The organism is Pseudomonas sp. B20(2017) (assembly GCF_002113125.1).
Classification (GTDB): domain Bacteria; phylum Pseudomonadota; class Gammaproteobacteria; order Pseudomonadales; family Pseudomonadaceae; genus Aquipseudomonas.
The window spans coordinates 148,555-174,537 of record NZ_NEJP01000011.1 but is presented as its reverse complement, the minus strand read 5'-3'; the positions used below and the strand labels follow the sequence as shown (position 1 = coordinate 174,537).

General features: G+C 59.5%; 26 protein-coding genes. 18 read left to right on the top strand and 8 right to left on the bottom strand.

The window, feature by feature from the left end:
• Positions 1–22: 22 nt before the first annotated feature.
• The 3 genes from CAF63_RS17580 (at position 23) to CAF63_RS17570 (ending at position 3,272) form a co-directional block, all read left to right on the top strand.
• A complete protein-coding gene (locus CAF63_RS17580; RefSeq protein ID WP_039772786.1) occupies positions 23–1,273 on the top strand; it encodes a lipoprotein-releasing ABC transporter permease subunit in 1,251 nt (416 codons plus the stop codon).
• 7 nt (positions 1,274–1,280) lie between these two features.
• Positions 1,281–1,964, top strand: a complete 684-nt coding sequence (gene lolD, locus CAF63_RS17575) for a lipoprotein-releasing ABC transporter ATP-binding protein LolD (protein WP_178081301.1) — start codon at positions 1,281–1,283, stop codon at positions 1,962–1,964.
• Between the two features lie 63 nt (positions 1,965–2,027).
• Positions 2,028–3,272 (top strand): lipoprotein-releasing ABC transporter permease subunit, encoded by a 1,245-nt coding sequence (locus CAF63_RS17570; protein WP_085686803.1) that lies wholly within the window; start codon positions 2,028–2,030, stop codon positions 3,270–3,272.
• A gap of 123 nt (positions 3,273–3,395) precedes the next feature.
• Here the strand turns inward: CAF63_RS17570 and CAF63_RS17565 are convergent, their stop codons facing one another.
• On the bottom strand, positions 3,396–4,733 hold the full coding sequence (locus CAF63_RS17565; RefSeq protein ID WP_085686801.1) for a heavy metal sensor histidine kinase: 1,338 nt from the start codon (positions 4,731–4,733) through the stop codon (positions 3,396–3,398).
• Positions 4,733–5,413: a heavy metal response regulator transcription factor gene (locus CAF63_RS17560; protein WP_011335179.1), complete on the bottom strand. Its 681-nt coding sequence runs from the start codon at positions 5,411–5,413 to the stop codon at positions 4,733–4,735. The genes CAF63_RS17565 and CAF63_RS17560 overlap by 1 nt, the downstream gene beginning before the upstream one ends.
• A 154-nt stretch (positions 5,414–5,567) precedes the next feature.
• On the opposite strand from CAF63_RS17560, the gene CAF63_RS17555 reads away from it, so the two are divergent.
• Together CAF63_RS17555 and queF are read left to right on the top strand one after the other, a co-directional pair.
• Positions 5,568–6,101: a plastocyanin/azurin family copper-binding protein gene (locus CAF63_RS17555; protein WP_085686799.1), complete on the top strand. Its 534-nt coding sequence runs from the start codon at positions 5,568–5,570 to the stop codon at positions 6,099–6,101.
• A 61-nt stretch (positions 6,102–6,162) separates the two neighbouring features.
• Positions 6,163–6,993 carry an NADPH-dependent 7-cyano-7-deazaguanine reductase QueF gene (gene queF, locus CAF63_RS17550; protein ID WP_085686797.1) on the top strand — a complete coding sequence of 277 codons (831 nt, stop codon included), beginning with the start codon at positions 6,163–6,165 and terminating at the stop codon, positions 6,991–6,993.
• Between the two features lie 63 nt (positions 6,994–7,056).
• Here the strand turns inward: queF and CAF63_RS17545 are convergent, their stop codons facing one another.
• Complete coding sequence (locus CAF63_RS17545) at positions 7,057–7,320, bottom strand: DUF4404 family protein (RefSeq protein ID WP_039772780.1); 264 nt, start codon at positions 7,318–7,320, stop codon at positions 7,057–7,059.
• Positions 7,321–7,428: 108 nt separating this feature from the next.
• A complete protein-coding gene (locus tag CAF63_RS17540) occupies positions 7,429–8,049 on the bottom strand; it encodes a phosphatase (RefSeq protein ID WP_085686795.1) in 621 nt (206 codons plus the stop codon).
• A 185-nt stretch (positions 8,050–8,234) separates the two neighbouring features.
• On the opposite strand from CAF63_RS17540, the gene CAF63_RS17535 reads away from it, so the two are divergent.
• From CAF63_RS17535 to rssC, 3 genes are all read left to right on the top strand, one after another.
• Positions 8,235–8,924, top strand: a complete 690-nt coding sequence (locus tag CAF63_RS17535) for a VacJ family lipoprotein (protein WP_007951614.1) — start codon at positions 8,235–8,237, stop codon at positions 8,922–8,924.
• A gap of 322 nt (positions 8,925–9,246) precedes the next feature.
• The gene (gene rssB, locus CAF63_RS17530) at positions 9,247–10,428 is read left to right on the top strand and encodes a two-component system response regulator RssB (RefSeq protein WP_085686793.1); all 1,182 of its coding nucleotides are present in this window, start codon (positions 9,247–9,249) and stop codon (positions 10,426–10,428) included.
• The gene (rssC, locus tag CAF63_RS17525; RefSeq protein WP_003226553.1) at positions 10,428–10,910 is read left to right on the top strand and encodes an anti-sigma factor antagonist RssC; all 483 of its coding nucleotides are present in this window, start codon (positions 10,428–10,430) and stop codon (positions 10,908–10,910) included. Before rssB ends, rssC begins: the two co-directional genes overlap by 1 nt.
• A 73-nt stretch (positions 10,911–10,983) precedes the next feature.
• Here the strand turns inward: rssC and tal are convergent, their stop codons facing one another.
• Together tal and CAF63_RS17515 are read right to left on the bottom strand one after the other, a co-directional pair.
• Positions 10,984–11,910, bottom strand: coding sequence for a transaldolase (tal, locus tag CAF63_RS17520; RefSeq protein WP_085686791.1), 927 nt, complete (start codon positions 11,908–11,910; stop codon positions 10,984–10,986).
• A gap of 188 nt (positions 11,911–12,098) precedes the next feature.
• Positions 12,099–13,040 (bottom strand): glycosyl hydrolase family 5, encoded by a 942-nt coding sequence (locus CAF63_RS17515; RefSeq protein ID WP_085686789.1) that lies wholly within the window; start codon positions 13,038–13,040, stop codon positions 12,099–12,101.
• A gap of 291 nt (positions 13,041–13,331) precedes the next feature.
• On the opposite strand from CAF63_RS17515, the gene CAF63_RS17510 reads away from it, so the two are divergent.
• Genes CAF63_RS17510 through CAF63_RS17475 form a run of 8 tightly spaced genes read left to right on the top strand, consistent with a single transcriptional unit; the run spans position 13,332 to position 22,818 of the window.
• Positions 13,332–13,772, top strand: coding sequence for a low molecular weight protein-tyrosine-phosphatase (locus CAF63_RS17510; protein ID WP_011335170.1), 441 nt, complete (start codon positions 13,332–13,334; stop codon positions 13,770–13,772).
• Between the two features lie 38 nt (positions 13,773–13,810).
• On the top strand, positions 13,811–16,033 hold the full coding sequence (locus tag CAF63_RS17505) for a polysaccharide biosynthesis tyrosine autokinase (RefSeq protein WP_085686787.1): 2,223 nt from the start codon (positions 13,811–13,813) through the stop codon (positions 16,031–16,033).
• Positions 16,034–16,074: 41 nt separating this feature from the next.
• Positions 16,075–17,151, top strand: a complete 1,077-nt coding sequence (locus tag CAF63_RS17500) for a glycosyltransferase (protein WP_085686785.1) — start codon at positions 16,075–16,077, stop codon at positions 17,149–17,151.
• 14 nt (positions 17,152–17,165) lie between these two features.
• The gene (locus CAF63_RS17495) at positions 17,166–18,278 is read left to right on the top strand and encodes a polysaccharide pyruvyl transferase family protein (protein ID WP_085686782.1); all 1,113 of its coding nucleotides are present in this window, start codon (positions 17,166–17,168) and stop codon (positions 18,276–18,278) included.
• Positions 18,275–19,507: a polysaccharide biosynthesis C-terminal domain-containing protein gene (locus tag CAF63_RS17490; protein WP_085686780.1), complete on the top strand. Its 1,233-nt coding sequence runs from the start codon at positions 18,275–18,277 to the stop codon at positions 19,505–19,507. The genes CAF63_RS17495 and CAF63_RS17490 overlap by 4 nt, the downstream gene beginning before the upstream one ends.
• Positions 19,498–20,601 carry a hypothetical protein gene (locus tag CAF63_RS17485; RefSeq protein ID WP_085686778.1) on the top strand — a complete coding sequence of 368 codons (1,104 nt, stop codon included), beginning with the start codon at positions 19,498–19,500 and terminating at the stop codon, positions 20,599–20,601. Before CAF63_RS17490 ends, CAF63_RS17485 begins: the two co-directional genes overlap by 10 nt.
• Positions 20,602–20,613: 12 nt before the next feature.
• Complete coding sequence (locus CAF63_RS17480; RefSeq protein WP_085686776.1) at positions 20,614–21,654, top strand: acyltransferase family protein; 1,041 nt, start codon at positions 20,614–20,616, stop codon at positions 21,652–21,654.
• Between the two features lie 15 nt (positions 21,655–21,669).
• On the top strand, positions 21,670–22,818 hold the full coding sequence (locus CAF63_RS17475) for a GDSL-type esterase/lipase family protein (RefSeq protein ID WP_085686774.1): 1,149 nt from the start codon (positions 21,670–21,672) through the stop codon (positions 22,816–22,818).
• 3 nt (positions 22,819–22,821) lie between these two features.
• Here the strand turns inward: CAF63_RS17475 and CAF63_RS17470 are convergent, their stop codons facing one another.
• Positions 22,822–23,229, bottom strand: a complete 408-nt coding sequence (locus CAF63_RS17470; protein ID WP_085686772.1) for a mannose-1-phosphate guanylyltransferase — start codon at positions 23,227–23,229, stop codon at positions 22,822–22,824.
• A 47-nt stretch (positions 23,230–23,276) separates the two neighbouring features.
• Complete coding sequence (gene galU / locus CAF63_RS17465) at positions 23,277–24,110, bottom strand: UTP--glucose-1-phosphate uridylyltransferase GalU (protein WP_085686770.1); 834 nt, start codon at positions 24,108–24,110, stop codon at positions 23,277–23,279.
• A 380-nt stretch (positions 24,111–24,490) separates the two neighbouring features.
• On the opposite strand from galU, the gene galE reads away from it, so the two are divergent.
• Complete coding sequence (galE, locus tag CAF63_RS17460; protein WP_085686768.1) at positions 24,491–25,507, top strand: UDP-glucose 4-epimerase GalE; 1,017 nt, start codon at positions 24,491–24,493, stop codon at positions 25,505–25,507.
• A gap of 227 nt (positions 25,508–25,734) precedes the next feature.
• Positions 25,735–25,971, top strand: coding sequence for a hypothetical protein (locus CAF63_RS17455; RefSeq protein WP_085686766.1), 237 nt, complete (start codon positions 25,735–25,737; stop codon positions 25,969–25,971).
• Positions 25,972–25,983: the final 12 nt, after the last annotated feature.

Below are 25,983 nucleotides of genomic sequence, written 5' to 3'. Positions count from 1 at the left end.
TTCCCTCCGAACAAGCCCCGACATGTTCAGACCACTCTTCGTATTTATCGGCACGCGTTACACCCGTGCAAAGCGTCGCAATCATTTTGTGTCATTCATTTCCCTGACTTCGATGATCGGGCTCGCCCTTGGCGTGGTCGTGATGATCGTGGTGCTGTCGGTGATGAACGGCTTCGATCATGAGATGCGCACCCGCGTGCTGGGCATGGTGCCCCACGCGACCATCGAGTCCGGTGAAGCCATCAACGACTGGCCGAGCCTGGCCGCCAAGGTCAAGCAGAATCCGCAGGTGGCGGCCGTCGCGCCGTTCACCCAGATGCAGGGGTTGCTGACCAACAACGGCCAGGTGTCCAAGGTTTTGCTCAATGCCATCGATCCGGCGCTGGAACGCAACGTCTCGATCATCGACAACTTCATGAAGCAGGGCAAACTCGACGATCTGACGCCGGGCAGCTTCGGCATCGTGATCGGCGACAAGGCCGCGACCAAGCTCGGCGTGGGCCTCGGTGACAAGATCACCTTCGTCGCACCGGAGGTCAGCGTGACCCCGGCCGGGATGTTCCCGCGCATGAAACGCTTCACCGTGGTCGGCATCTTCCATGTCGGCGCCGGTGAGCTGGACGGCTACCTGGGCGTGACCAACCTGCAGGATCTGGCGAAGATGCACCGCTGGAAGCCTGATCAGGTGCAAGGCCTGCGCCTCAAGTTCGACGATCTGTTCCAGGCGCCGCGTGAGGCGTGGAACATTGCCCAGCGCCTCGGCGAAGACCGTTACTACGCCCGCGACTGGACCCGTACCCACGGCAATCTGTATCAGGCCATCCGCATGGAAAAAGCCATGATCGGCCTGCTGTTGCTGCTGATCGTCGCGGTGGCTGCATTCAATATCATTTCCACGCTGGTGATGGTGGTGAACGACAAGAAGGGCGACATCGCCATTCTGCGCACACTGGGCGCCACGCCGGGCACGATCATGCGCACATTCATGGTGCAGGGCACGGTGATCGGTGTGGTCGGCACGGCCATCGGCGCCGTGGTCGGGATCTTCGCCGCGCTCAACGTCAGCGCCGCAATTTCGGCCCTCGAAGGCGTGATCGGACACAAATTCCTCAACGCCGACGTGTATTTCATCGATTACCTGCCGTCGCAGGTGCAGAGCCAGGACGTGGTCATGGTCTGCGCCGCTGCGTTGGTCCTGAGTTTCCTCGCCACCCTGTATCCAGCCTGGCGTGCCGCACGCACCCAGCCGGCGGAGGCGCTACGTTATGAGTGAGTCGGGCATGAGTGAAAAAGCAATCTTGAGCTGCCGCAACCTGGGCAAATCCTACGAGGAAGGCCCGGAGTCGGTGGAAGTGCTGGCCAACCTGCAACTGGAACTGCATCCGGGTGAGCGGGTGGCGATCGTCGGCAAATCCGGTTCGGGCAAAAGTACCTTGCTCAACCTGCTGGGTGGTCTCGACACGCCAACCAAGGGCGGTGTCTGGCTCGACGGTGAAGAACTGTCGGCGCTGAGCGAGAAGAAGCGGGGCCTGCTGCGTAACCGCGCCCTCGGGTTCGTGTACCAGTTCCACCACCTGTTGCCGGAATTCACCGCGCTGGAAAACGTCTGCATGCCGCTGCTGATCGGCAAGACCGCGATCCCGGAAGCGCGTCAGCGTGCCACGGCGTTGCTGGAGCGAGTGGGGCTGGGCCATCGCCTGGAACACAAACCGGCAGAACTGTCCGGTGGTGAGCGTCAGCGCGTGGCCATCGCCCGTGCTCTGGTCAACAATCCAGGCCTGGTGATGCTCGATGAGCCGACCGGCAACCTCGACTCCCATACCGCTGAAGGCATTCAGGATCTGATGCTGGAACTCAGCACTTCGATGCGCACGGCGTTTCTGGTGGTGACTCACGACATGAACCTCGCTCGCCAGATGGACCGCGTCCTGCACCTCAATGAAGGCTGCCTGACGCCAATCTGACGCGTTGAAACCCGATGCCTGAAAAGGCATCGGGTCTTTTATTTTTATACGGTGCCCCAGCGAATGTTCAGACCGTTATCGATCTTTATCGGCACGCGCTATACCCGCGCCAAGCGCCGCAATCGCTTTGTTTCGTTCATTTCGATGACCTCGATGATCGGGCTCGCCCTCGGCGTGCTGGCGATGATCGTGGTGCTGTCGGTGATGAACGGCTTCCAGCGCGAAATGAGTTCGCGCATCCTCGGCATGGTGCCTCACGCGACCATTGTCGGCGTCAAGCCGATCGATGACTGGCAGCCAGTCGCCGCCGCTGCGATGAAAAACCCGGAAGTGACGGCTGCGGTGCCGTTCACCGAGATGGAAGGCATGCTGTCCTACAAGGGCATGATGCAGCCGATCCAGATCAGCGGCGTCGACCCGGCCCAGGAAGGCAAGGTGTCGATCGTTGCCCAGCACATCGTTCAGGGCCGTCTCGATGCCTTGAAACCGGGTGAGTTCGGCGTAGTGCTCGGCGAAATCACCGCCCGGCGTTTCCGCCTCAATGTTGGCGACAAGATCACCCTGATCGTCCCGGAAGTCAGCACCGCACCGGGCGGCATCACCCCGCGCATGCAGCGGCTGAACGTGGTCGGCGTGTTCAAGGTCGGTGCCGAACTCGACGGTTCCATGGGCCTGATCCACGTCTCCGACGCCGCGACCATGCAGCACTGGGAGCCGAATCAGGTGCAGAGCGTGCGTCTGGCGGTGAAGGATCTGTACGCCGCGCCGAAGGTTTCGTCGGACATTGCCAGCGGCCTCGGCACCGACTTCAAGGCCGATGACTGGACCCATACCCAAGGCAGTCTGTTCAGCGCGATGAAGATGGAAAAAACCATGATTGGCCTGTTGCTGCTGATGATCGTCGCGGTGGCGGCGTTCAACATCATCGCGACCCTGATCATGGTGGTGAACGACAAGGGCGCGGACATTGCGATCCTGCGTACCATCGGCGCAACGCCACGACAGATCATGGCGATCTTCATGGTGCAGGGCACGGTGATCGGCATCGTCGGCACCATCATCGGCGGTGTGTTGGGCGTGATTGCCGCGCTGAATGTCAGTGAGATGGTGGGCTGGGTCGAGCGCGTGACCGGGCAGCACATCTTCAGTTCGGATGTGTATTTCGTCAGCAACCTGCCATCGGAATTGCAGGGCGGCGACGTGCTGCTGATCTGCTCGGCGGGCTTCATCCTCAGCTTCCTCGCCACGGTTTACCCGGCCTGGCGGGCGGCGAAGATCGAACCGGCACATGCCTTGAGATATTCGTAAGCTTCAAGACCGCCTTCGCGAGCAAGCTCGCTCCCACAGTGTTTTGAAGTGCTCACAAATTTGTGGTGCGACTCGGTACTTGTGGGAGCGAGCTTGCTCGCGAAAGGGCCGGCACTGCTTGCCTCAAACTTTGGGCAACTCAATCACAAACCGCGTCCAGCCCTGAGCCGATTCGCAATGAATCTGCCCGCCATGGGCCCGGATGATCGACTGAGTAATCGCCAGTCCCAATCCCGCGTGCTCGCTGCTGCCTTCCTGGCGCGCCGGATCCGCCCGGTAGAAGCGATCGAACAAGCGCGGCAACAACTCAGCAGAAATCCCCTCGCCACTGTTCTCCACGGTCAACCTCAAGGATTTCGCCTGCTCAACCACCTTCACACGCACTTCGCCAGCGGCAGGGGTAAAACGCAACGCGTTATCCAGCAGATTCGACAGCGCCCGGCGCAACATCGCGCGATCCCCCTCGAATCGCCCCGCACCGTCACGGCTCAGGCTGACCTGAGCGTCTTCGGCCAGCGGTGCAAAAAACTCCAGCAGCGCATCGGCTTCTTCCGCCAGATCCAGCGGTTCACGCTTGGGCACCAGCAAACCGTGGTCAGCCTTGGCCAGATAAAGCATGTCGTTCACCAACTGCGCCATCCATTGCAGCTCTTCAAGGTTGCTGTGCAGCGCTTCGCGATAGTCTTCGAGTGGGCGAGGGCGGGTCAGGGTGACCTGAGTGTGAGTCAGCAAGTTTGACAGCGGGGTGCGCAACTCATGGGCGATGTCGGCGGAGAACGCTGACAGTCGCTGAAAAGAGTCATCGAGACGTCCGAGCATGGCGTTGAAGCTGTGGGCCAATTCCGCGAGCTCTGCGGGCATCCGCGCTTCCGGCAGTCGGGCATTCAGCGATTGCGCCGAAATCCCACGGGCCACCGCACTCATACGGCGTAACGGGCGAAGACCGCTGCGGGCAGCCCAGGCGCCGAGCAACGCGGTGGCCAGCGCCGAAAGGCCAACGGTCAGCCAGATCAGATGCTGCATGCGTTGCAGGAAGTGCTGGTGGTGAGTGATGTCCAGCAGCAAAGTTAATTGCGGGGAGTCCGGTTTTTCCGGTTCAAGCGCGGCGTTGAGCAGGCGATAGTCCGTGCCGTTGTCGTTGATAGTGGCCAGGCCAGGCTGCTGCGGGAGATTCGCCGGGGCATGCAGTGAGCGACCGAACCAGCGTTGCCCCTCAGGGCTGCTGATGCGCAGCGAAACATCGCCCTGTTGGCTCAACTCATCAGTGATGTGCGCGGCGTCGCTACCACTCAACAGCGTCTGACGCACGCTGAGCAGTTTTCCTTCGAGCAGTTGCTGGTCGAGTTCGATGAAGTGGCCTTCGCTGGCCCGATTGAATACCACCCCCGCAACCAGCGAAACCACTGCGGTACAGCCGGCGAACAGCAGCGCCAGCCGACCGCTCAAGGACAATCGGCGCATCAGTCGGCACGCTCTTCAAGGACGTAACCCATGCCGCGCACGGTGTGAATCAGCTTGTTCGGGAAGTCGTCGTCGATCTTCAGGCGCAGTCGACGAATCGCCACTTCGATCACATTGGTATCGCTGTCAAAATTCATGTCCCAAACCTGCGAGGCGATCAGCGATTTGGGCAGCACTTCGCCCTGGCGGCGCAGGAGCATTTCCAACAGGGCGAACTCTTTGGCGGTGAGGTCGATGCGTTGACCGCTGCGTTCGACCCGCCGACGGATCAGGTCCAGGCTCAGATCGGCCAGGCGCAGACTGGTTTCCTGAGGCGTGGAACTGCCGCGGCGCAACAGGCTGCGCACCCGCGCCAGCAGTTCGGAGAAGGCGAACGGCTTGACCAGATAGTCGTCGGCGCCCAGTTCCAGGCCGTGAACCCGGTCTTCAACGGTGTCCTTGGCGGTCAAAAACAGGATCGGCGTTTCCAGGCCGGCGCTGCGCACCGCTTGCAGGATCTGCCAGCCATTGCGACCGGGCAGCATCACATCGAGGATCAGCAGCGCATAGTCGCCGCTCAACGCCAATTGCTGGCCAGTGGTGCCGTCGGCCACCAGTTCGGTGTTGAAGCCGGCCTCGGTCAGGCCCTGGCGCAGGTACTGGCCGGTTTTGGGTTGGTCTTCGACGATCAGCAGTTTCATGGGCGACTCGGGTAGCGGGAACGAGGACGTTATACCGTGGGCAAACGCGGTGAGCGCCAACCTGACAAAGTTGTAATCTCCCTGTCAGGTCGCTGCCAGTGCAGGCGGGCTAGAGTTTCCCACAGGCTGAACCTTGATTTGTTGGAGTACGACTATGTTTTTGCGCAACCGTCTGGCCCTTGCCGCGTGTCTGCTGGCGCTGAGTTCGCCGCTGTGGGCATCGCCGGCGCACACCTATGACTTCGGCCAGCCAGCCCCGGCGGCCAAGGCCACCCGCAGCATTGAAGTGGTGATGGGCGACATGAGCTTCGATCCGAAAGCGATCGAGATCAAGGCCGGTGAGACCGTTCGTTTTGTGCTGGTGAATAAAGGCCAGTTGCTGCACGAATTCAACCTTGGCGACGCGACGATGCATGCAAAACATCAGCAGGAAATGTTGCAGATGCAACAAAGCGGCATGCTGACGCCTACCGGTATGAAGGAAATGTCCCACGACATGGCGGGCATGGATCATGCCTCGATGGGGCATGGCATGAAACACGACGACCCCAACAGTGTGCTGGTGGAGCCGGGCAAGACCGCCGAATTGACCTGGACCTTCAGTAAGGCGACCAGTCTGGAATTTGCCTGCAACATTCCCGGGCATTACCAGGCCGGAATGGTCGGCAAACTGACTGTCAGTCAATAAGCACTCAAAGGCGGGAGCAAAGGCTGGTAGAATCCGCTGATTCTTCAGTCAGGTTTCCGCCATGCATCCCGCAGCCGAACATTCGCCGCTGGGCAAATCCAGCGAATACATCGCCACGTACACGCCGTCCTTGCTGTTCCCGATCCCGCGCACCGCGAAATGGGCCGAGCTGGGCCTGACCGCCGAAACCCTGCCGTATAAAGGTGTGGATTTCTGGAACTGCTTCGAACTGTCGTGGCTGCTGCCCTCCGGCAAACCGGTGGTGGCGATCGGTGAATTCAGCATTCCGGCTGACTCGCCGAACATCATCGAATCCAAGTCGTTCAAGCTGTACCTGAACTCGCTGAACCAGACGCCGTTTGCCGATATCGCAAGCCTCGAAGCGACGCTGATCAAGGATTTGTCCGCTGCTGCTGGCAAACCGGTGGGCGTGCGGGTTCGCAGCCTGAAAGACGTCGAAGCCGAAGGCGTCGTGGCGTTGCCGGGCGTGTGCATCGACGATCTGGATATCAGCGTCAGCAATTACGAACATCCACGTCCTGAACTGCTGCGCTGCGACGATTCGCGCGTGGTGGAGGAGAGCGTGCACAGTCATCTGCTCAAATCCAACTGCCCGGTGACCAGCCAGCCGGACTGGGGCAGCGTGGTGGTGCAATACCGTGGCGCGGCGCTGGATCACGCCAGTCTGCTGGCGTACATCGTCAGCTTCCGCCAGCACTCGGACTTCCACGAACAATGCGTGGAGCGGATCTTCCTCGACCTGCAGCGCTTGCTTAAGCCGGAAAAACTCACGGTGTTCGCGCGTTACGTGCGCCGGGGCGGGCTGGACATCAACCCGTACCGCAGCACCGAAAGCGTGCAGCTGCCGAACCATCGTCTGGTTCGTCAGTAACCCGCCTCGCGGACATGAAAAAGCCCTGCCAGTGATGGCAGGGCTTTTTTGCATTCGCGGGTTTCAGATGCCCATGCTGACCAGGGAATTCATGATGTTGCGCAGTGTGCCGGCGATGGTGGGGTGATCAACTTCAAAGCGCTCAACGGCCAGGTTCACGCCATCGGCAATGTTGGAGTCCTTGGTTTTGGTTTCCAGTTCAAGTTCCAGTTCGATCTGTTCCATCAGGGCATGTAGATCAGCGCGCTCGGCTTCGGTCAGCGGAGGATTTTGATCCAGTTGCTCGCGCAGGGCATTGAGCTGTTTTTGCAGTTCTTGAGCGGGCATGGTTGTTTCCTTTTATCGAGAGGCACTGGCATAGACCGCAGCCGTGCGCCAAAGGTCTATGGCTCTCCTTAAGACTAATCCACTCTTGGCCAACCTGCATGATCCCGGTCAGGGCTTTTCACCTTTCGCGCGACGCAGATTGATGTCGGCCAGACAGGTGTCGAGTTCGCCCAAATGATCGATCACCGAGTGCACGCCGAGGCCGAACAGTTGCACGGTCGCCTTGCCGCGCCGTTGTTCGCGTTCCTTTTGGCTCAAGGCTTGCCATTCGCTGGGCGCCAGCCCGCACAGTGAGCCGCAGGACGCCAGGCCGATAGTCCACAGCCCTGCATTCAAGCCCGATTGCAGCAGGCGCGGTTCGCCGCTGACCAGTACGCAACCGTCGAGGCGATCGACATTCAAGCTCATAAGCGCTTGCCAGCAGGCGTTTGGCGCCGGCCAAGGATTGATTGTTGCCGAATATTGCGATGGTTTGATCCAGTCCGGCAGCGCTGATGCCAGTACCTGAGTGCTCGCGATGGACAACTCATCCAGCCAGGCGCAGGGAATTTGCTGGCGCTGCAGGCTGCGCAGGCTGTCGAGGGCGCCGGGTGTCACGTCGGCGTATTCCGGGCCGATGCTGGTCTGATGGCGGGCACGCGCGCCGAAGTCCACCAGACAACCGCTGAGTCCGAACAGCACGGCGGTCAGCGTCGGTGCCGCGAGGGGCGAGGCTTCGGCTTGAGGCATGGAAAACGTCCCTGAAATAGCGATCAGGCTAGGCAACATCGGTGACAGTTGCATGACAGGCCAATGACGAAGCGTCCTACAGAGGGTTTCACCGGGGAACTGCCTAAAGCGCCGTTTCCGTCTTATACTGACGCACTAATCGCCGCGGCCCAGGTGCTGCGTCCGTACTATCCAAGGAGTTTTCTATGCGCTGGAGCCATCCTCTTGCTCAGCTTTGTGTATGTGCCAGCGTAATGCTGGTGCCGTTCGCCGCTCAGGCCGCAACGGAAGAAGACCCTTGGGAAAGCGTCAACCGTCCGATCTTCCAGTTCAACGATTTCGTCGACACCTATGCGCTGAAGCCTCTGGCGCAGGGCTATGAATTTGTTACTCCGCAATTCCTGGAAGACGGCATCCACAACATGTTCCGCAACGTCGGTGATGTCACCAACCTGGCGAACAACATTCTTCAGGCCAAACCGGCCGCCGCAGGCGTCGACACCGCTCGCCTGATCTTCAACACCACCTTCGGCCTGCTCGGTTTCTTCGACGTCGGCACCAAAATGGGCCTGAACCGCAGCGACGAAGACTTTGGCCAGACCCTCGGCTACTGGGGCGTCGGCAGCGGTCCTTACGTGATGCTGCCGCTGATGGGCCCGAGCACCCTGCGTGATGCGCCGTCCAAGTATGTTGACAGCTACACCGGCCCATACCGTTACATCAACGATGTGCCGGTGCGTAACTCGATCTTTGGCCTGAACATCGTCGACACCCGCGCCAGTCTGCTGTCGAGCGAGAAGCTGATCAGCGGCGACAAGTACACCTTCATCCGCAACGCCTACCTGCAAAACCGCGAGTTCAAGGTCAAGGACGGGCAGGTCGAAGACGATTTCTGATCTCGATTGATCGGTATAAAAGGGCGACCGCGAGGTCGCCTTTTTTGTGGGCGCGACCATCCATTGGGTTACCGTTGAGGCCGTTCTTATAACTGCGAGTGATTTGACAAACAAAGTCTCCAAGCGGCGATCGGCGCATGCTTGAAACGCTCGAAGGATGGGAGTACCGTCTGCGCCTTAGAAGGGCACCTCTGGTGCAACCGCGTGCGGAGCAAACGCTTCAAAGCGGTGCAACAGAGAGGCTAGAAAGCGAATCCAGTAGTCTGCGCCGGGCTTTTGCCCCGCCTGCTACGCCAACCTAATTCTGGCGCCGTTTGCCCACATGCCAAAAACCAGTGCCACGCTGCTGATAATCGATGATGACGAAGTAGTGCGCGCGAGCCTCGCGGCCTATTTGGAAGACAGTGGTTTCAGCGTCTTGCAGGCCAGTAACGGCCAGCAGGGTCTTCAGGTATTCGAGCAAGACACGCCCGACCTGGTCATCTGCGATCTGCGCATGCCGCAGATGGGCGGTCTCGAACTCATCCGTCAGGTCACCGAGCGTTCACCGCAGACACCGGTGATCGTGGTCTCGGGCGCTGGCGTGATGAACGACGCGGTCGAGGCCCTGCGCCTGGGCGCGGCGGATTATCTGATCAAGCCTCTCGAAGATCTGGCCGTGCTCGAGCACTCCGTGCGCCGAGCCCTGGATCGTGCGCGTCTGCTGCTGGAAAACCAGCGCTACCGCGAGAAACTGGAAAAGGCCAATCGTGAACTCGCAGCCAGCCTGAACCTGCTCCAGGAAGACCAGAATGCCGGTCGCCAGGTGCAGATGAACATGCTGCCGGAGAGTCCGTGGAGCATCGACGAGTTCAGATTCGCGCACCAGATCATTCCGTCGCTGTACCTGTCGGGTGATTTTGTCGACTATTTCCGGGTCGACGAGCGCCGGGTGGCGTTCTACCTGGCGGATGTATCGGGTCATGGTGCCTCTTCGGCGTTCGTCACCGTGCTGCTGAAGTTCATGACCACGCGCTTGCTGTTTGAATCCAAGCGCAACGGCACGCTGCCGGAATTCAAGCCTTCGGAAGTCCTCGGTCATATCAACCGGGGGCTGATCAGTTGTAAGCTGGGTAAACACGTCACAATGGTCGGTGGAGTCATCGACGAGGAGACCGGTTTGTTGACCTATAGCATCGGCGGCCATCTGCCGTTGCCAGTGTTGTACACGCCTGACAGTGTTCGCTACCTCGAGGGGCGCGGTCTGCCCGTGGGGCTTTTCAACGAAGCCACCTACGAAGATCACGTGCTCGAGCTGCCACCGACGTTCAGCCTGACGCTGATGTCTGATGGCATTCTGGATCTTTTGCCAGAGCCCACACTCAAAGAGAAAGAAGCCGCTTTGCCCCAGAAGGTGAAGTCGGCGGGCGGCAGCCTGGATGGTCTGCGGCAGGTTTTTGGATTGGCCACGCTAGGGGAGATGCCGGATGATATCGCCCTGTTGGTGTTGAGCAGGAATCTTTGATGAGTACCGGTAGAATCCAGTTCGCCGAGCAGGACGGCACCTTCGTCCTGAAGTTCGTCGGTGAAGTTCGCCTGACCCTGTGTTCGGCGTTGGATGCGACTATTGAAAAAATCTTCACCGCGCTGAATTTCAACGCGATCGTGATCGATTTGACCGAAACCCGCAGCATCGACAGCACCACGTTGGGCCTGCTGGCCAAGCTGTCGATCCTGTCGCGGCAGAAGGTCGGCCTGCTGCCGACCGTGGTCACCACCCACGAAGACATCACCCGTCTGTTGCAGTCGATGGGTTTCGAGCAGGTGTTCAATATCGTCAACCATCCCGTGCCTTGCCCGGAATGCCTCGATGACCTGCCGGATCAGGATCAGTCGGAAGAGGTGGTGCGGATCAAGGTGCTCGAAGCGCACAAGATCCTCATGGGCCTGAACGACTCCAACCGCGAAGCCTTCCATGACCTGGTGAATGCCCTCGAAAGGCATTGATCGATCAAGCCGCCAGGCACAAAAAAGGGCGAACCTGTAAGGGTTCGCCCTTTTTGCGTTTGCGTTCGGCCGATTACAGCTTGGCTTGCAGCAGCGCCTCGAGTTTTTCCTGGTCGCGGGCAAACTGACGGATGCCTTCAGCCAGTTTCTCGGTGGCCATTGCGTCTTCGTTGGACAACCAGCGGAATTGCGCTTCGTTGAGGCTCAGGCGCGCTTCGCCGGCATGGCCCGGAGCAAGTTTGCGTTCCAGCTTGCCGGTGTCGGCTGCCAGTTTCTCGATCAGGTCCGGGCTGATGGTCAGGCGGTCGCAGCCGGCCAGTTGCTCGATCTGACTGAGGTTGCGGAAGCTCGCACCCATGACCACGGTCTTGTAGTCATTGGCCTTGTAGTAGTTGTAGATGCGCGTCACGGACTGTACGCCAGGATCGTCGGCACCGGTGTAGTCGTTGCCGTTGGCCTTCTTGTACCAGTCGTAGATGCGGCCCACGAACGGCGAAATCAGGAACACGCCGGCATCGGCGCAGGCAGCGGCCTGAGCGAAGGAGAACAGCAGGGTCAGGTTGGTCTGGATGCCTTCCTTTTCCAGGATCTCGGCGGCGCGGATACCTTCCCAGGTCGAGGCGATCTTGATCAGCACGCGGTCACGGCCAACGCCGGCCTTGTCGTACAGCTCGATCAGGCGATGGGCACGCTTGAGGATCGCGTCCTTGTCGAACGACAGGCGCGCATCCACTTCAGTGGAAATGCGGCCCGGGATCACTTTAAGGATTTCCTGACCGACCGCGACGCCGAAACGGTCACTGGCCAGGCCGACATCGCCCTTGCAGTCGCGCACGCTGGCGTTCAGCAGTTCGGCGTAGGCCGGGATGGCCGCTGCCTTGAGCAGCAGGGAAGGGTTGGTGGTGGCGTCGACCGGTTTGACCCGGGCAATCGCTTCGAAGTCGCCGGTGTCGGCCACGACGGTGGTGAACTGTTTGAGTTGTTCCAGCTTGGAAGTCATGAGCGTGCTCTGTCCTATGGGTCTGGTGACATTACCCGAGCGCCGGCAGCCACTCAAGGGCATGCAGGCGTATCGAGCGCCCCGGCGGCAACAACCTGAAAACGGCTGTTTGAAAGGCGGGGCGCGTTATCGATCAATACGATGCCAAAACAGACGACAGGTTCAAAGCAACTGACCTGTTGCAGCGCCTACTCAAGCTCCAATTGTGTCCTGACTGCCGTTTGTGCCGGTTTCGGCTGGCCGTCTGAGGTCAACAGACCGAAATTCTTCTCCCGGTCGTCTTTTCCCGAGTCGCTGTTTTTCCATTCGTAGATGGAAGTCAGCGGGATCTTGAGTCTTTTCACATCAGCGATGAACGCGGAGATTTTAGTGGCCTGGCCGTCTGGCCCGCCGTTGGAGGCAAGCGCCGAAATCCCCCATTCACTGATCACGCCCGGCAAATGGAAGTTCTGCTGAATGAAATTTTGGGCGTTGCTGATCTGCGTGGCTGTCATGCCGTAGGGGTGATAGGAAATGGCATCAAGGCAATTGGGGTAAGCCTCGATGAGGCTGTTGAGCGCCACGGTGGACGCCGATCCCGCAGTGGGTGGCCGGGCGAAGCCAAAGCCGACCAGAGGCGTGGATTGCGGTTGGCCCTGCAGGGTTTTGCACATGGCGCTCATGAACGGCACGAATGTGGTGTTGAAGTTGCCGGTCGGCCAGTAGGTGCCCAGATCCGGCTCGTTCCAGATTTCAATGGCGACCAGTTGCGAACTCCAGGTTTTTTCCAGCCCGCTGACGGCATTGGCAAATGCTTCGCCGGCTGTCGTGAGGTCGCCCGTCAATGGTTTGGTGGCGCGTACGGTCATCAAAACCGGCAGGCCGGCGGATTTGGCCGCCGCAAACGCATCGCTGATCTGCTTCTGATAGGCCTTGCCGCCGAGGCTGTCGCTCCAGACGCCGAAGCGGACAAAACTGAATCCTGCGGCTTTGATCTGCTCGGCGTCGGCCGCCGTGAAACTCTGGATCTTGACCTGAACGCCGATGGTTTTCGTCGGCAGCGCCGGGAACAACTCACTGGCCTGAACCTGGGCGGCTGCACCGAGCAACAACAAGGCGGCACCAAGATGTTTGAGATGTGCTGATTTCATGTCTGCTCTCCTGATGAGAATGACATCTAGCGAATGGTTATCTCGTTACATTGGTTTCGAGGGCAATAAAGATACTAAGTGCATGAATGTTATTTTTTGTCGGAAAACTTTCACTCGAAAATCACAGTTATTTTTAGTCCGGTAATTCTGGTTGGGGGACTTTTAGACGCCGTGGTACTTAATGCATCGGTATTAACGGGTGAATCTATTTCCGAGTGAAGGAAGGTCTTGCGGGTTCATTCGAATTTGCAAGACATGTTGGCCGATTGACATTACACGGGAAAGTAAACCTTGTTCAAAAAGATTCTTGTCGTCTGCGTAGGCAATATCTGCCGAAGTCCGACAGCGGAACTTCTGTTGCGCAATGCACTGACACCCTCGGCGATCAGCGTGACCTCCGCAGGCCTGTCTGCACGGGTCGGCGAAGGCATGGAGTCGACCGCGCGCCAGGTGCTGGAAGAGCGCGGCCACAGTGCCGAAGGGTTCAAGGCGCGGCAACTGACCGCGGACATCGTCAATGAATCAGACCTGATTCTGGTCATGGAAAAACAACATGTTAATCAAGTACTGAAGATTGCCTCTCACGCCAGGGGCAAAGTGTTTCTGCTGGGCAAGTGGCAGAGCGAACGAGAAATACAGGACCCGTATCGCCAAGGGCAAGCCGCTTTTATTCATGCCCATGCATTGATTGAAGATGCTGTTAGCTCATGGGCGCAACGCCTGGCGCGTTGATGAATATTCTTCAGTTCAGTGAATGGTAAGAAAGACTTATGCAGTTACCGTCAGTAATCGGCACCCGCGACAACGATCAAGACAGTATTGATCTTCTCGGCATCTTCGGCAGCCTGATCGACCAGAAATGGTTGATCGGCGCGTTCACCGGCGCATTCATGATGACCGGTGTGGCCTATGCGATCTTGGCCACACCGGTGTATCTGGCCAACGCGCTGGTGCAGGTCGAACCGAAAAAGAACGACATGCTCGGTTTTTCCGACCTCAACAGCATGCTCGGCGGGCAATCGCCGTCGGTGACCGAAATCGGCATCATCAAATCCCGCGCGGTGATCGGCAAGACAGTCGACGATCTGCGTCTGGATATCGACGTCACTCCCAACACCTTTCCGCTGATCGGCGGCTTTCTTTCTCGTCGCTATCGCGGTGAGACCGAACTCAGCGTCGCGCCGCCGCGTTTCGGCCTGAGCAGTTACGCCTGGGGCGGTGAACGCCTGGAGTTTGCAAAGCTCAATCTGCCCAAGGAACTGCTGGGCAAGAAACTCACCCTGATCGCCGGCGAACAACATCGCTTTCAACTGCTCGACGACAACGACAACCTGCTGGTCGACGGCGTGGCAGGCGAAGCCTTCGCGCAGGACGGCGTAGAAGGGCAGGTCGCGCAACTGTTGGCCAACCCCGGTACCCGTTTCGAAGTGGTGCGCTACCCACGAATCGTGACCATCCAGGGTTATCAGGACGCGCTGGACATTTCCGAGCAAGGCAAGGAATCGGGGATCATCCGTCTGGCCCTGGCCAGCAGCGACGCCGCCGAAGCAGTGAAGATTCTCAACAAGATCGCCTCGCTGTACGTGGATCAGAACGTACGCCGCACCTCGGCCGAAGCGGCGCAGAGCCTGGCGTTCCTGCAAAGCCAGTTGCCGCAGGTCAAGCGTGATCTGGCCAAGGCCAGCGATGCGCTCAACGCCTACCAGACCCACGGCAAGACCGTGAACATCTCGCTGGAAACCCAATCGGTGCTCGGCCAGTCCGTGGCGCTCGAAACGCGGATTTCCGAGCTGAAGCTGCAACAGGCGGAGATGGACCGCAAGTTCACCAAACAGCATCCGGCCTACCGCGCGTTGATGACCCAGATCGGCGAACTGAACCAGCAACAGCGCTCGCTGGAGGGCAAGGTTCAGGACCTACCGGCCACTCAACAGGAACTGTTGAACCTGACCCGCGATGTCGAAGTCGCCTCGCAGATCTACACCCAGTTGCTGAACAAATCCCAAGAGCTGGACATCATTCGCGCTGGTGCCGTGGGTAACGTGCGTCTGGTGGATACGGCGGATGTCGACCTGACCAGTCCGGTCAAACCGAAAAAAGCCCTGATCGTGTTGATCGCCACCTTCCTCGGTGCCTTCGTCGGCGTGGCGCTGGTGCTGTTGCGCAAATCCCTGAGCAAGGGCCTGGAAGGGCCGGAGGGCATTGAGCAGCTCGGCTTGCCGGTTTACGCGTCGATTCCCTACAGCGATCTGCAGCGCGAAGAGGACAACAAAAAGGTAAGGGCCAAGGTTTCGGCTGATACGCCGGCCTACCTGCTGGCATTGCGCAATCCGACCGACCTGTCCATCGAGTCGATTCGCAGCCTGCGCACTTGTCTGCACTTCGCCGCGCTGGATTCGACCAACAACCGGATCATGATTTCCGGGCCGAGCCCGCAGGTCGGCAAAACCTTCGTGTCTTCCAACCTCGCGGCGGTTATGGCGCAGAGCGGGCAGCGCGTTGTGCTGATCGACGCCGACATGCGCAAAGGGCATCTGCACAAGACCCTGAACACGCCGATCACCAACGGCCTGTCGGATCTGTTGGTCAAGCGCTGCACCCTCGATCAGGCGATCAACAAGGTCGAGGTCGACAATCTGCACTTCATCAGCCGTGGCCAGGTGCCGCCCAACCCTTCCGAGCTGTTGATGCACGCCAATTTCCGCGAACTGCTGGCGCAACTCAGCGAGCGCTATGACGTGGTGATCATCGACACGCCACCGCTGCTGGCGGTGACGGATGCAGCGATTGTCGGTCGCGAAGCCGGCATCAGCCTGATCGTCGCGCGGTTCGGGGTGAACCCGGCCAAGGAAATCGAAATGACGATCCGGCGTTTCGCCCAGAACGGTATCGAGTTGAAGGGCGCGGTGTTCAACGGCGTCGAGAAGCGCGCGGCCAGCTATTACGGCAACGGCAGCTATTACAACTACGAATACGCGTCCGACCAGTCCTGAATCTCAGCGACGGTCCTTACAGGCATGAAAGTGGGTGGGTTGTGAAAAAAATACTGCACGTGGCGGAAACGATCAAAGGTGGGGTGGCGACGGTCATCCGCACGATTTCGGCGGCGCCGGAAGACGGGCGCTATGAGCTGGTGTATCTGGTCCCGCTCGACCAGAAGAAAGAACTGCACGGCATCGATGAGCAGCAGATCCGTACCTTCGCCCGAAGTGGGCGGAATGTGCCGTCGCTGTTGCGATTTGCCTGGCAATTGACGCGGGTCCTGCTCAAGGAAAAACCCGATGTGGTGCATCTGCACAGCACCTTTTCCGGGGTAATCGGCCGTTGCGTGTGCGTGCTCCTGCGGCCGTGGCGCAAGCCGAAAATCGTCTACTGCCCTCACGCGTTTTCGTTCCTGATGGAAAGCTCGCCGATCAAGCAGAAAGTCTATGCGTGGATCGAGCGGGTGCTGCAGAAGGTCACGGACAAGATCATCTGCGTCAGTCAGTTCGAGCTGGACAAGGCCGCGAAATTTGGCATCGAGCGCAAGCGCATGACGCTGATCTACAACGGCATCGATCACAAGAATGAAGAGCGCAAGGCTGACGATCCGGCACCGATTCATCTGCTGTTTGTCGGTCGCCTCGACTACCAGAAAGGCTTCGACGTGCTGCTCAAGGCCTACACCGAAGCCAAGCGCAGCGACCTGAAACTGACGGTGGTGGGCAGTGCGGTGAATGAGGACGTCGTCGAATGTCCGCCGCTGGACGGGGTGGAATACCTGCCCTGGGTGACGCCCACCGAAGTGCACGCGCTGTATCAGAAAGCCGATGCGCTGATCGTCCCGAGCCGCTGGGAAGGCTTCGCGATGGTGCCGCTGGAGGGCATGGCGCTGGGCCTGCCGGTAATCGCCAGCGACTGCACGTCGTTGCCCGAACTGGTCACTCATGGTGTGTCCGGTTATGTGTTCCCCGCCGGTGACCACCAGGCGCTGGCCGATCGCCTCAAGCAAATCCAGAAGCCTGCGTTGTCGGCTCTCGGCATCGAAGGCCGGCGCATCGTCCGCGAGCGCTTCAGCGCCGCGTTGATGATCCGCCAGACCTACGACGTGTATTCCGCTCCCTCTTATTAGGTAGAACGCCGCTCATGAACGTAACGATTTTGCATGGCTACAGTGCCTCCAATTCCGGTGATGGTCTGCTGGTCGATCTGGCCATTGCGCTGGTGCAGCGCAACTTTGGCGAAGACACCGTGATCAGCGTCGTGGCCTCCGATCCGGACTCTTTCAAGTATCTGCCGCACCCGCGCTTTGATGCGCCGGTGATGGCGGCCAAGGGCCTGGGCCGGGTCAAGGAGGCGGTATTCCTCAACCAGTCCTACGCGGGGCTGGCGGATCTGTTGAAGAAAACCGACCTGATCGTCGGCGTCGGGGGCGGCTACATGCGCTCGAAAAGTGCCTTCGAGCACATCAAGCTGAAACTCGGTCACGCCAAGCAACTGGAAACCGCGATCCTCAGCAAAGTGCCGTCGGTGTACCTGCCGCAAAGCATCGGGCCGTTCCACGGCGACAGCGACAAGATTGTCGGCCACTACGCCAGCGCCGATGCGGTGTTCGTGCGCGATAACCGTTCCTCGGCGCTGTTCGATGCCTGTGAAAATGTCTACCGCGCGCCGGACCTCGCGGTGCAGGCCCTGGCCGGCAAGATCCTTCAGCAACCCAAGTTCACCCGCTGCGCGTCGACACCCGCGACGGTGTGCGTAGTGCTGCGCAAGCCGCCGGCATGGAGCAAGGAAAAGAAGCTCGCCTACGTGGCCAACTTGAAGGTGCTGCTGCAGCGTTTGAAGAACAAAAGCAAAGTGGTCTGCGCCGTACAGAGCGCCGTGCGCGGTAACGATGACGGCGCGTTCTATCGCGAACTGGGCATCACCGAAGACCTGCTGCCGTTGAAGGCAACGCTGGCCAAATACCAACCGGACCTGGTGATTTCCGTGCGCCTGCACGGCGCGATCGAATCGCTGCTCTCGGGTGTGCCGGCGTATCACATCAGCTACGAACGCAAAGGCTTTGGCGCCTATCAGGACATGGGCGTCGAGGACTGGGTCATCAACGGTGGCGACATCGATGTCGCCACCATCATCGACACGGTTTACGCGCCTGACGCACTGTCGAATTTCGGCAAACGCCTGACCGACACCTGCCGCGAGATCGAGGCGAAAACCGTGGCCATGGACGACATCATCAAGGGCGTCATTCGATGATATTCCGGCTGTTGCTGCGGGGCGGGGCACTGGGCGCGAAGTTCTTGCTGGTGCTCGCCATCACCCATTACCTCGGTTACGAGGCGCTGGGTTTTTACGGCGTGGTGGTCGCGGCGTCGTTGATCGCGTCGAAGTTCTACAGCGTCGGTTTCAGTTCCGAGATCAACCGGCTGATAAGCGTCGGCGGCAGTTCGCGTCGGGTCGTCGACAAGGTGTTGTTGTTGTACCTGGCCGTGGGCCTGGCGTTGTCGGTGCTGACGGTGGTGATTTATTCACTGTTCCAGCCGGTGGAAGCGACCACCGCGCTGATCGCCTGCGTGACGCTGGTGCTGCTCACCGAACACCTGTCGTTCGAGATCAACTCGTTCGTGTTCTCTGCACAGAAAGCCACGGCGGGTGCGCTGCTGTTTTTCATCAAGACCGGGCTCTGGGCGCTGCTGGCTGTGGGTGGAATGGCGCTCGGCTGGGTGTCCGGAATCGCCAGCGTGTTGTGGCTGTGGGTCATCGCCAACGTGCTGGTGATCGTCGCCGGTTATCTGATTGTGGCGAACGTTCATCGCGGGCGGGAAGAGGGAACACTGGCCACCGCCGCAGTGTGGAAAGCCGGGTTGCCGTTTTACCTCGGCACTGGCCTGATCGCGTTGAGTCAGTACGCCGAGCGCTTTCTGATCATCGATCTCGAACCCTACGCCAGCCTCGGTAAATACGTGTACGCGTGGTCGGCGGCCAACACCTTGCAGGCGCTGTCCTACGCGGTGGTGGCGGTGGTCGGGATTCCGGTTCTCGCCAAGCGTTATCAGGCTGATCAGCAACCGTTCACGGTCCGGCAGTTGTTCGTGAACAAATGGGTCGCGCGGTCGCTAGTGGTATCGGCGGCGGTCGCGGTGGGGATTTATCTGTTCTTCAACGTGGTGCTCGATTACATCGCCACCAGCGTTCCGCGTCCGGACAACGGTATCCTCGGCGTGCTGATTTTCTCCTTCGCCCTGCGTGCCATTGGTGACATCGTCTGGGGCGGGTTGATTGCGTCGAAAAACAGTCGGGTGTCCCTCGCGAGCGCGGCCATTTGTTTGCTGGTTTCAGTGCCGGTGAGTTACCTGCTGATCAAGCACTATTCAATCTACGGCGCGGCCTGGGGCAACGTCTTTGCGATCATCGTGCAGCTCGGTGTGATCGCCGTGCTGACCCGTGTGACCCGAGCGAAAAAGGCTGTCGTGTCATGGGCCTGAAACTGCCGTGCATCGAGTTTCGCGGCCGCCGACTCGATTCCTCGCTGTCGTTCCTGATCCTGTTCACCGGGCTGTTTCTGTCGGTGGCGATGCCGCTGCTGATTCCCCGCGATCCGGGCCCGGATGCGATGACCTTGTGGTCGTCCTACGCCCGGGCCGACAACTGCAATTTCTGGAACCCGTTCTCGCCGGATCGCTCGTCCTACGAGTGTTCGGCGTTCCTGCTGCGGCCCACCGGGATCAACCTGACCAACGCCTGGGCCTACGGGATGTTCTGCAACTTTTTCCTCACGGCGATTCCCGTGGTGGTGTTCCGGCGCATGCCGCTGACCATCTTCGGAACCCTGTGCCTGTGGGGCGTCGTGCGTTCGTTTTTCCTGGAAAACCTGACCAAGGAAATCATCGTGTCGGTGGCGGTGCTGAGCATTCTGTTCAGCTCGCTGACGCGCAAGTATCGCGGTGGATTCTTCCTGTCGGCGGTGATTTACGGCGTGCTGATCCGGCCCTACTGGATTCTGTTTTCGCTGTCCTGGGTCGGCGTTTGCGTGATGAAAAAATACGTCTCGCGCACGACCTTCTTCCTGATGCTGTTCCTGTTCTATCTCGCGGTTGCGATGGCGATTCAGCTGGCGCTGGGGTTTCCGGTGTCGTCGATTCGCGCCAGCAACAACGAATTGCGCACGGCGGGCGAGGAGGGTTCAAAATCGCTGATCGTCTCGTGGCTCAGCGGCAGTGACTTCGTCTCGCAGGCCCTGGACTCGATGATCATTTTCTTCCGGTTGTCGTTCCCCGTTGAGCTGATCCTGCTGTCCGGGCCGGGTCAGGTGATCTTCGTGGCGTTGATGATCATGACCGCGTTGCTGCTGTTCAAAGTCATCACCTCGACCGATTACAAGGGCGCACCGATCCAGACCAAGCCCAAGGAACTGATCGCGATTCCGTTGGCGTTCCTGCTGGTTCAAGGCTTGTTCGAGCCGGACTTCGGCTCGTTCGCCCGGCACTTTTCGATGGTGGTGCCGGTGCTGTTCGTGGGCCTTGGTCTGATGCTGCGAGCGAACAAACCGGTGAAGGTTGAATCAAGAATTCTGAATTGAGGCGGGTGCTTTATGTCGAGCAAGAAAAAGTCCCTGGAGATCGAAACCCTGCGCGGCTTGGCGTGCCTGCTGCTGGTGCTCTATCACGTGATCGGGCCGTTGGGCGGTGGTTTGAAAATCGACATCGGCTCGCCGTTCCGGGTGATTGCCGATTCGATGGTGTACGTGCGCATGCCGCTGTTCACCTTCATCTCCGGCTACATCTATTCCATCTACAAGATTCGCGGCAATGATTTTTCGGCGTTCTTCAGCGGTAAGGTGCGGCGCCTGATCGTGCCGCTGTTTTGTGTGGGTGTGCCGTTCTCGGTGTTGCAGGCGGTGGGGCCGGGCGTGAACAAGGACGTCAGCGTGATCGATGCGCTGTTGTCGTTCTATGTGCCGATCAACCACTTCTGGTTCCTGCAAGCAGTGTTCATCATTTTCATGTTCGTCGGCCTGCTGGAATGGCGCGGTTTGCTGCGCACGCCGACGCGTCTGTATCTGCTGTTCGCGTTCGCGGCGGCGGTGTTCCTGTTGCCGCCATTTCCGCTGGACGCATTCGGCATCAACGGGGCGATTTATCTGCTGCCGTTCTTCGTGGCGGGCATGATCGGCCAGGAGAAAGTCAGCGAGTTGAAGCAGACGTTCAAGGTGATCGGCCCGCTGGTGTTTGTGCTGATCTCGCTGACGTTGCTGTACGTGGCGTCGGTGGACCGTGAACTGATCGTCGATCGCCGCAGCCTTGTCGGCCTGACCGTGGGCTGCGTGTCCTGCATCGCGTTGCTGTCGAGTGACATGCGCTCGAAGGCGCTGACCTGGCTCGGCGGTTATTCCTATGCGATTTTCCTGTTTCATGTGCTGTTCGCTGCCACGTCGCGTTCGATCCTCGGTCGCCTCGGTGTGAAAGATGAAAGCGTACTGGTGTTCTGCGGCGTGATGTGTGGCTTGCTCGGGCCGGTGGTGTTGTCGATGATTTTCAGCCGGTTCAATTTCACCTCCGTGCTGTTCCTCGGCGAACGAGCCGCGACGAAAAAAAAACCGGCAGCGCCCACCGCTCCGGTGGCGCAAACCTGATGAAGGAAGCGATGCATGTTGGCAGTTGATGACGTCCGGCCGGTGGCGGCGTCGGTGGTGCAGGTCGGCGACGCTCGCGAGCGGTTTGGCCAGTGGCGCGAAGGCAAGGCCGGCAAGGTGTTGTCGATCTCGGTGATCGGCGACAGCTACAGCGCCGGGCAGGATTTCTACCTGAACAAACTGGTGCAGCGCGTGGCCGGGGAGGTCGGGTTTGCCGGGCCGGGCTACGTCGGCTTCAACCACGGCGCAGCGCTGGGTGGCACGCATTTCAAATACACCCGCAGCAGCGAGAAATACTTTGGTGGGGACTGGAAGGTGTCCGCTCTCGGTCAGGCCAGCCCCGACAGCCGCACGGTAACCGGCCGGCCCGGCGCCTGGCTGCAAGTCGAGGCCAGCCCGACGCCCGCCATCAACACCGCCGTCACTCAGGCGAAACTGCTCTACCTCGGCAACGGTGAGTCCAGTGAGTTGCGTTATCGCTGGTCACCTTCCGCCGACTGGCAGCCGTTGAAACTCGCAGGCGAGGGCGTTCAGGAAGTCCCGCTGCCTGGCACGTCGGCCGCGACCGATTGGGCTTTCAGACTGGAAGTGCTGAAGGGCGCGCCGACCCTGTTCGGCCTGTGGCTGAGCAATGATCAGAACGGAGTTCGGGTGTCGAAACTGGCGGCGTCCGGCGCGGCGTCCGCTGATTTCTATCACGACGATGCCCGCTGGCAAGCGCAGTGGAAAGCCGTGGTGTCGAAGATTCCCGCAGACATTTACCTGATCATGCTCGGTGGCAACGATCAGGGGTTTGGCGTGAAGCCCGAGCAGTATCTGCACAACGTTCAGGGGCTGGTCGGCATGCTTCGCGAGATTCAACCGGCGGCGAGCATCAACCTGATCCTGCGTCAGGACACCACCCGCTCCAGCGCGTATCCGATGTCGGCTTATGCGCAGGTCATCGAGCCCTGGGCCCGTGAGCAGCGTCTGGGTTATGCCAATCTGCAATGCGCGTTCGGCACCGACGTCAAACGCTACGCCGCAGCGATGATCGGGCCGGACAAGATTCATCCGGTGCCGGCCACCGGCGGGCGGGTGATTGCCGATTACTTCTATCGTTGGGTCGTGGGCGGACAGCAAAAAGTCTCGCCACAGGACAACTGTGGCGAGACTTCGCAGTAGCCGTCAGTTGTCGAACAGATCCAGATGGCTCAGCAGCTCTGTGGTTTTCTGCGGCATCAACTGCGTCACGCAACGGGTTTCCACGTTGACGATGATCGCCGGGTCGTTGCAGCAGATCCGCACCCGAAAACGCCAGTCGCTGAAGATCATCTTCAGGCCATCGCGGTCATCGACCTCCAGCGCCTGTTCGCCGTAGATCCGTTTCAGGTGGGCGAGCAGGGGCCAGGGATCGCGCATCGATCGGCGTATGTCCCCGGAGGAGGGGAACACGCCGATGCGGTCGACCAGCAGAAGTGTGCCCAGCCACGGGCCATTGGCGCTGGGCAATGGCTGATGGCGGGATAACCAGCTCATCACCCCGAGGTTGTCCACCTCACGTTCAATCTCTGCGGAATGTTGTGCAATGTTCATGGTTGCCTCGTTGGATGTGCGTGCTGCGATGGATCAGTGGGGGCCGCTCAGCGGCCCTTCAGGTAAACGTTTTCGTAGCAGAAGTTGGTCGCTTGCAGGTAGCCCTCGGCGTCGCCGCAGTCGAAGCGCAGGCCCTTGAACTTATAGGCCAGCACGCAACCGTTCTGCGCTTGTTTCATCAAAGCATCGGTGATCTGGATTTCGCCGCCCTTGCCCGGCTCGGTGTCGGCGATCAGGTCGAAGATGTCGGGCGTGAGGATGTAGCGGCCGATGATCGCCAGGTTCGACGGCGCGTCCTGCGGGGCCGGTTTCTCGACCATGTGGTTGACCCGGTAGATGCCGTCGGAAATCGCCTCGCCGGCGATCACGCCGTACTTGTGGGTCTGGTCGCGCGGGACTTCCTGGATGGCGACGATCGAGCAGCGGAATTTCTTGTAGAGCTCGATCATCTGCGTGAGCACGCCGTCGCCCTCGAGGTTCAGGCACAGGTCGTCCGCCAGCACCACGGCGAAGGGTTCGTCGCCGATCAACGGACGGCCGCTGAGAATCGCGTGGCCCAGGCCTTTCATTTCCACCTGACGGGTGTAGGAGAAGGTGCAGGTGTCGATCAATTCACGGGTGCCGGCCAGGAATTTCTCTTTCTCGGTGCCACGGATCTGATGCTCGAGTTCGTAGCTGATGTCGAAGTGGTCTTCCAGCGCGCGCTTGCCCCGGCCGGTGACAATGGCCATGTGTTGCAGGCCGGCGTCCCGTGCTTCTTCAACGGCGTACTCGATCAACGGCTTGTTGACGATCGGCAGCATTTCCTTGGGCATGGCTTTGGTGGCCGGCAAGAAACGCGTGCCATAACCGGCAGCGGGGAACAAACATTTACGAATCATAAAAGTATCCTGGACATTCATGGCGCAGGGCCATCGGTTAATGCAATAACAAAGGGTTGCAAGTTATTGAAGGTGTACTTTAATACCTGAGTCAGGATATGAGTGGCAAACAGGAATGAGTGTAAAACACGACAATGTTATGAGATGTCGGTTTTATAATTAACAGTTATTTTTAGTCGGTATCTGTTGATAGTGGTGTATGCGCGGGAGTGCTAATAAGTACCAGGCAATACAGTTTGGCTTGTAAAAATATTTATGGCCAGTGATTGAACTGTTTTTGTTTTTGGTTGTTGTCGCGCTGTTTGTGTGAATCAAGACACACATTAAACAAGCAGCGCTTGACACGCGAGTTGGCACTTTTTCCACTTATGGACCGCGCTATGAAGATTCTGGTAACGGGTGGCGCCGGCTATATCGGCTCGCACACCACACTTGCACTACTTGAAGCAGGTTATGAAGTTGTAGTTCTGGATAATCTTTGCAACAGCAGCGACGCCGCCTTGCACGCGGTGGAAGCCATTTGCGGCAAAAGTGCGCTGATGATTCGCGGAGATGTCTGTGACCGGGCCCTGCTGGACCGGATTTTCCAGCAGCACGCCATCGATGCCGTGCTGCATTTTGCCGGACTCAAGGCTGTCGGTGAGAGCGTGCGCAAGCCGCTGGAGTACTACGAAACCAACGTCAGTGGCAGCATCACGCTATGTCAGGCGATGGCGGCAGCGGGTGTCTTCCGGCTGGTGTTCAGCTCCTCGGCCACGGTCTACGGCGAGCCGACGCAAATGCCGATCCGCGAAGATTTCCCGACCGGCACCCCGACCAATCCCTACGGCCAGTCCAAGCTGATCGTCGAGAACGTGCTGCGCGACCTGTGTCAGTCCGACCCGCGCTGGAGCATTGCGCTGCTGCGCTACTTCAACCCGATCGGCGCGCATCACAGCGGCCAGATGGGCGAAGATCCCAACGGCATTCCGAACAATCTGGTGCCTTACATCAGCCAGGTCGCCGTCGGCAGCCTGCAAGAGCTGTCGATCTTCGGTAACGATTACCCCACGGTCGACGGCACAGGCGTGCGTGACTACATCCACGTCGTGGATCTGGCGGACGGTCACCTGAAGGCTTTGGAGTCGATTGCCGGGCGCACCGGCATCCACACCTGGAACCTGGGCACCGGCGATGGCTACAGCGTGATGCAAGTGCTGCGCGCCTTCGAGCAGGCGTGCGGGCGTCCCGTACCTTTCCGGGTCAAACCCCGGCGTGCCGGTGATATCGCCGAGAGCTGGGCCGACGCGTCCAAAGCGGCGAAGGAGCTCGGCTGGAAAGCCACGCGCAACTTGCAGGACATGGTCACCGACACCTGGCGCTGGCAATCGAATCATCCCCGGGGTTATCAGGGATGATGGCGTTTTAGTGCAATGTTAGTTTCAGTCAGGTTGTTAGATATCGTCGGGAAATTAGACTGGCAATGCCTTTTGCAAGTCCGTAGATATAAACCTGCCGTTCGACTTTTATCAGTTGGGTAAGACTGTGAAAGAACAACGGATCTTGTTCGCGCTTTTTGCGACTTGAACTCTACCACCTCTAACCAACACCCGATGTTCAGGTGCGATGTTAGAAAGGAGTTGATATGAAGAAAGTGATGGCGATCGCCCTGTTGACGATGTTGAGCAACTGGGCAGCCGCAGCTGAAGCGCCACTGACGGCGGTGACCAATGTTTCAGGCAGTGTAGCGGCTTCTACAGCCCCTGCAGCGAGTACTGCCATGGTCGCCAGTGCTGTCGCGGCGTCCAACAGTGGTGGAAGTGCCAACGGCGGTACAACGGGTACCACCGGTACCACGGGTACAACCGGAACGCACAACTAACTGAAGTCACTG

Excerpts from the sequence above, each read along its gene's own strand:
- CAF63_RS17580 (WP_039772786.1), top strand. The coding sequence starts at position 23 with ATGTTCAGACCACTCTTCGTATTTATCGGCACGCGTTACACCCGTGCA.
- lolD (WP_178081301.1), top strand. The coding sequence starts at position 1,281 with ATGAGTGAAAAAGCAATCTTGAGCTGCCGCAACCTGGGCAAATCCTAC.
- CAF63_RS17570 (WP_085686803.1), top strand. The coding sequence starts at position 2,028 with ATGTTCAGACCGTTATCGATCTTTATCGGCACGCGCTATACCCGCGCC.
- CAF63_RS17565 (WP_085686801.1), bottom strand. The coding sequence starts at position 4,733 with ATGCGCCGATTGTCCTTGAGCGGTCGGCTGGCGCTGCTGTTCGCCGGC.
- CAF63_RS17560 (WP_011335179.1), bottom strand. The coding sequence starts at position 5,413 with ATGAAACTGCTGATCGTCGAAGACCAACCCAAAACCGGCCAGTACCTG.
- CAF63_RS17555 (WP_085686799.1), top strand. The coding sequence starts at position 5,568 with ATGTTTTTGCGCAACCGTCTGGCCCTTGCCGCGTGTCTGCTGGCGCTG.
- queF (WP_085686797.1), top strand. The coding sequence starts at position 6,163 with ATGCATCCCGCAGCCGAACATTCGCCGCTGGGCAAATCCAGCGAATAC.
- CAF63_RS17545 (WP_039772780.1), bottom strand. The coding sequence starts at position 7,320 with ATGCCCGCTCAAGAACTGCAAAAACAGCTCAATGCCCTGCGCGAGCAA.
- CAF63_RS17540 (WP_085686795.1), bottom strand. The coding sequence starts at position 8,049 with ATGCCTCAAGCCGAAGCCTCGCCCCTCGCGGCACCGACGCTGACCGCC.
- CAF63_RS17535 (WP_007951614.1), top strand. The coding sequence starts at position 8,235 with ATGCGCTGGAGCCATCCTCTTGCTCAGCTTTGTGTATGTGCCAGCGTA.
- rssB (WP_085686793.1), top strand. The coding sequence starts at position 9,247 with ATGCCAAAAACCAGTGCCACGCTGCTGATAATCGATGATGACGAAGTA.
- rssC (WP_003226553.1), top strand. The coding sequence starts at position 10,428 with ATGAGTACCGGTAGAATCCAGTTCGCCGAGCAGGACGGCACCTTCGTC.
- tal (WP_085686791.1), bottom strand. The coding sequence starts at position 11,910 with ATGACTTCCAAGCTGGAACAACTCAAACAGTTCACCACCGTCGTGGCC.
- CAF63_RS17515 (WP_085686789.1), bottom strand. The coding sequence starts at position 13,040 with ATGAAATCAGCACATCTCAAACATCTTGGTGCCGCCTTGTTGTTGCTC.
- CAF63_RS17505 (WP_085686787.1), top strand. The coding sequence starts at position 13,811 with ATGCAGTTACCGTCAGTAATCGGCACCCGCGACAACGATCAAGACAGT.
- CAF63_RS17495 (WP_085686782.1), top strand. The coding sequence starts at position 17,166 with ATGAACGTAACGATTTTGCATGGCTACAGTGCCTCCAATTCCGGTGAT.
- CAF63_RS17490 (WP_085686780.1), top strand. The coding sequence starts at position 18,275 with ATGATATTCCGGCTGTTGCTGCGGGGCGGGGCACTGGGCGCGAAGTTC.
- CAF63_RS17485 (WP_085686778.1), top strand. The coding sequence starts at position 19,498 with ATGGGCCTGAAACTGCCGTGCATCGAGTTTCGCGGCCGCCGACTCGAT.
- CAF63_RS17480 (WP_085686776.1), top strand. The coding sequence starts at position 20,614 with ATGTCGAGCAAGAAAAAGTCCCTGGAGATCGAAACCCTGCGCGGCTTG.
- CAF63_RS17475 (WP_085686774.1), top strand. The coding sequence starts at position 21,670 with ATGTTGGCAGTTGATGACGTCCGGCCGGTGGCGGCGTCGGTGGTGCAG.
- CAF63_RS17470 (WP_085686772.1), bottom strand. The coding sequence starts at position 23,229 with ATGAACATTGCACAACATTCCGCAGAGATTGAACGTGAGGTGGACAAC.
- galU (WP_085686770.1), bottom strand. The coding sequence starts at position 24,110 with ATGATTCGTAAATGTTTGTTCCCCGCTGCCGGTTATGGCACGCGTTTC.
- galE (WP_085686768.1), top strand. The coding sequence starts at position 24,491 with ATGAAGATTCTGGTAACGGGTGGCGCCGGCTATATCGGCTCGCACACC.
- CAF63_RS17455 (WP_085686766.1), top strand. The coding sequence starts at position 25,735 with ATGAAGAAAGTGATGGCGATCGCCCTGTTGACGATGTTGAGCAACTGG.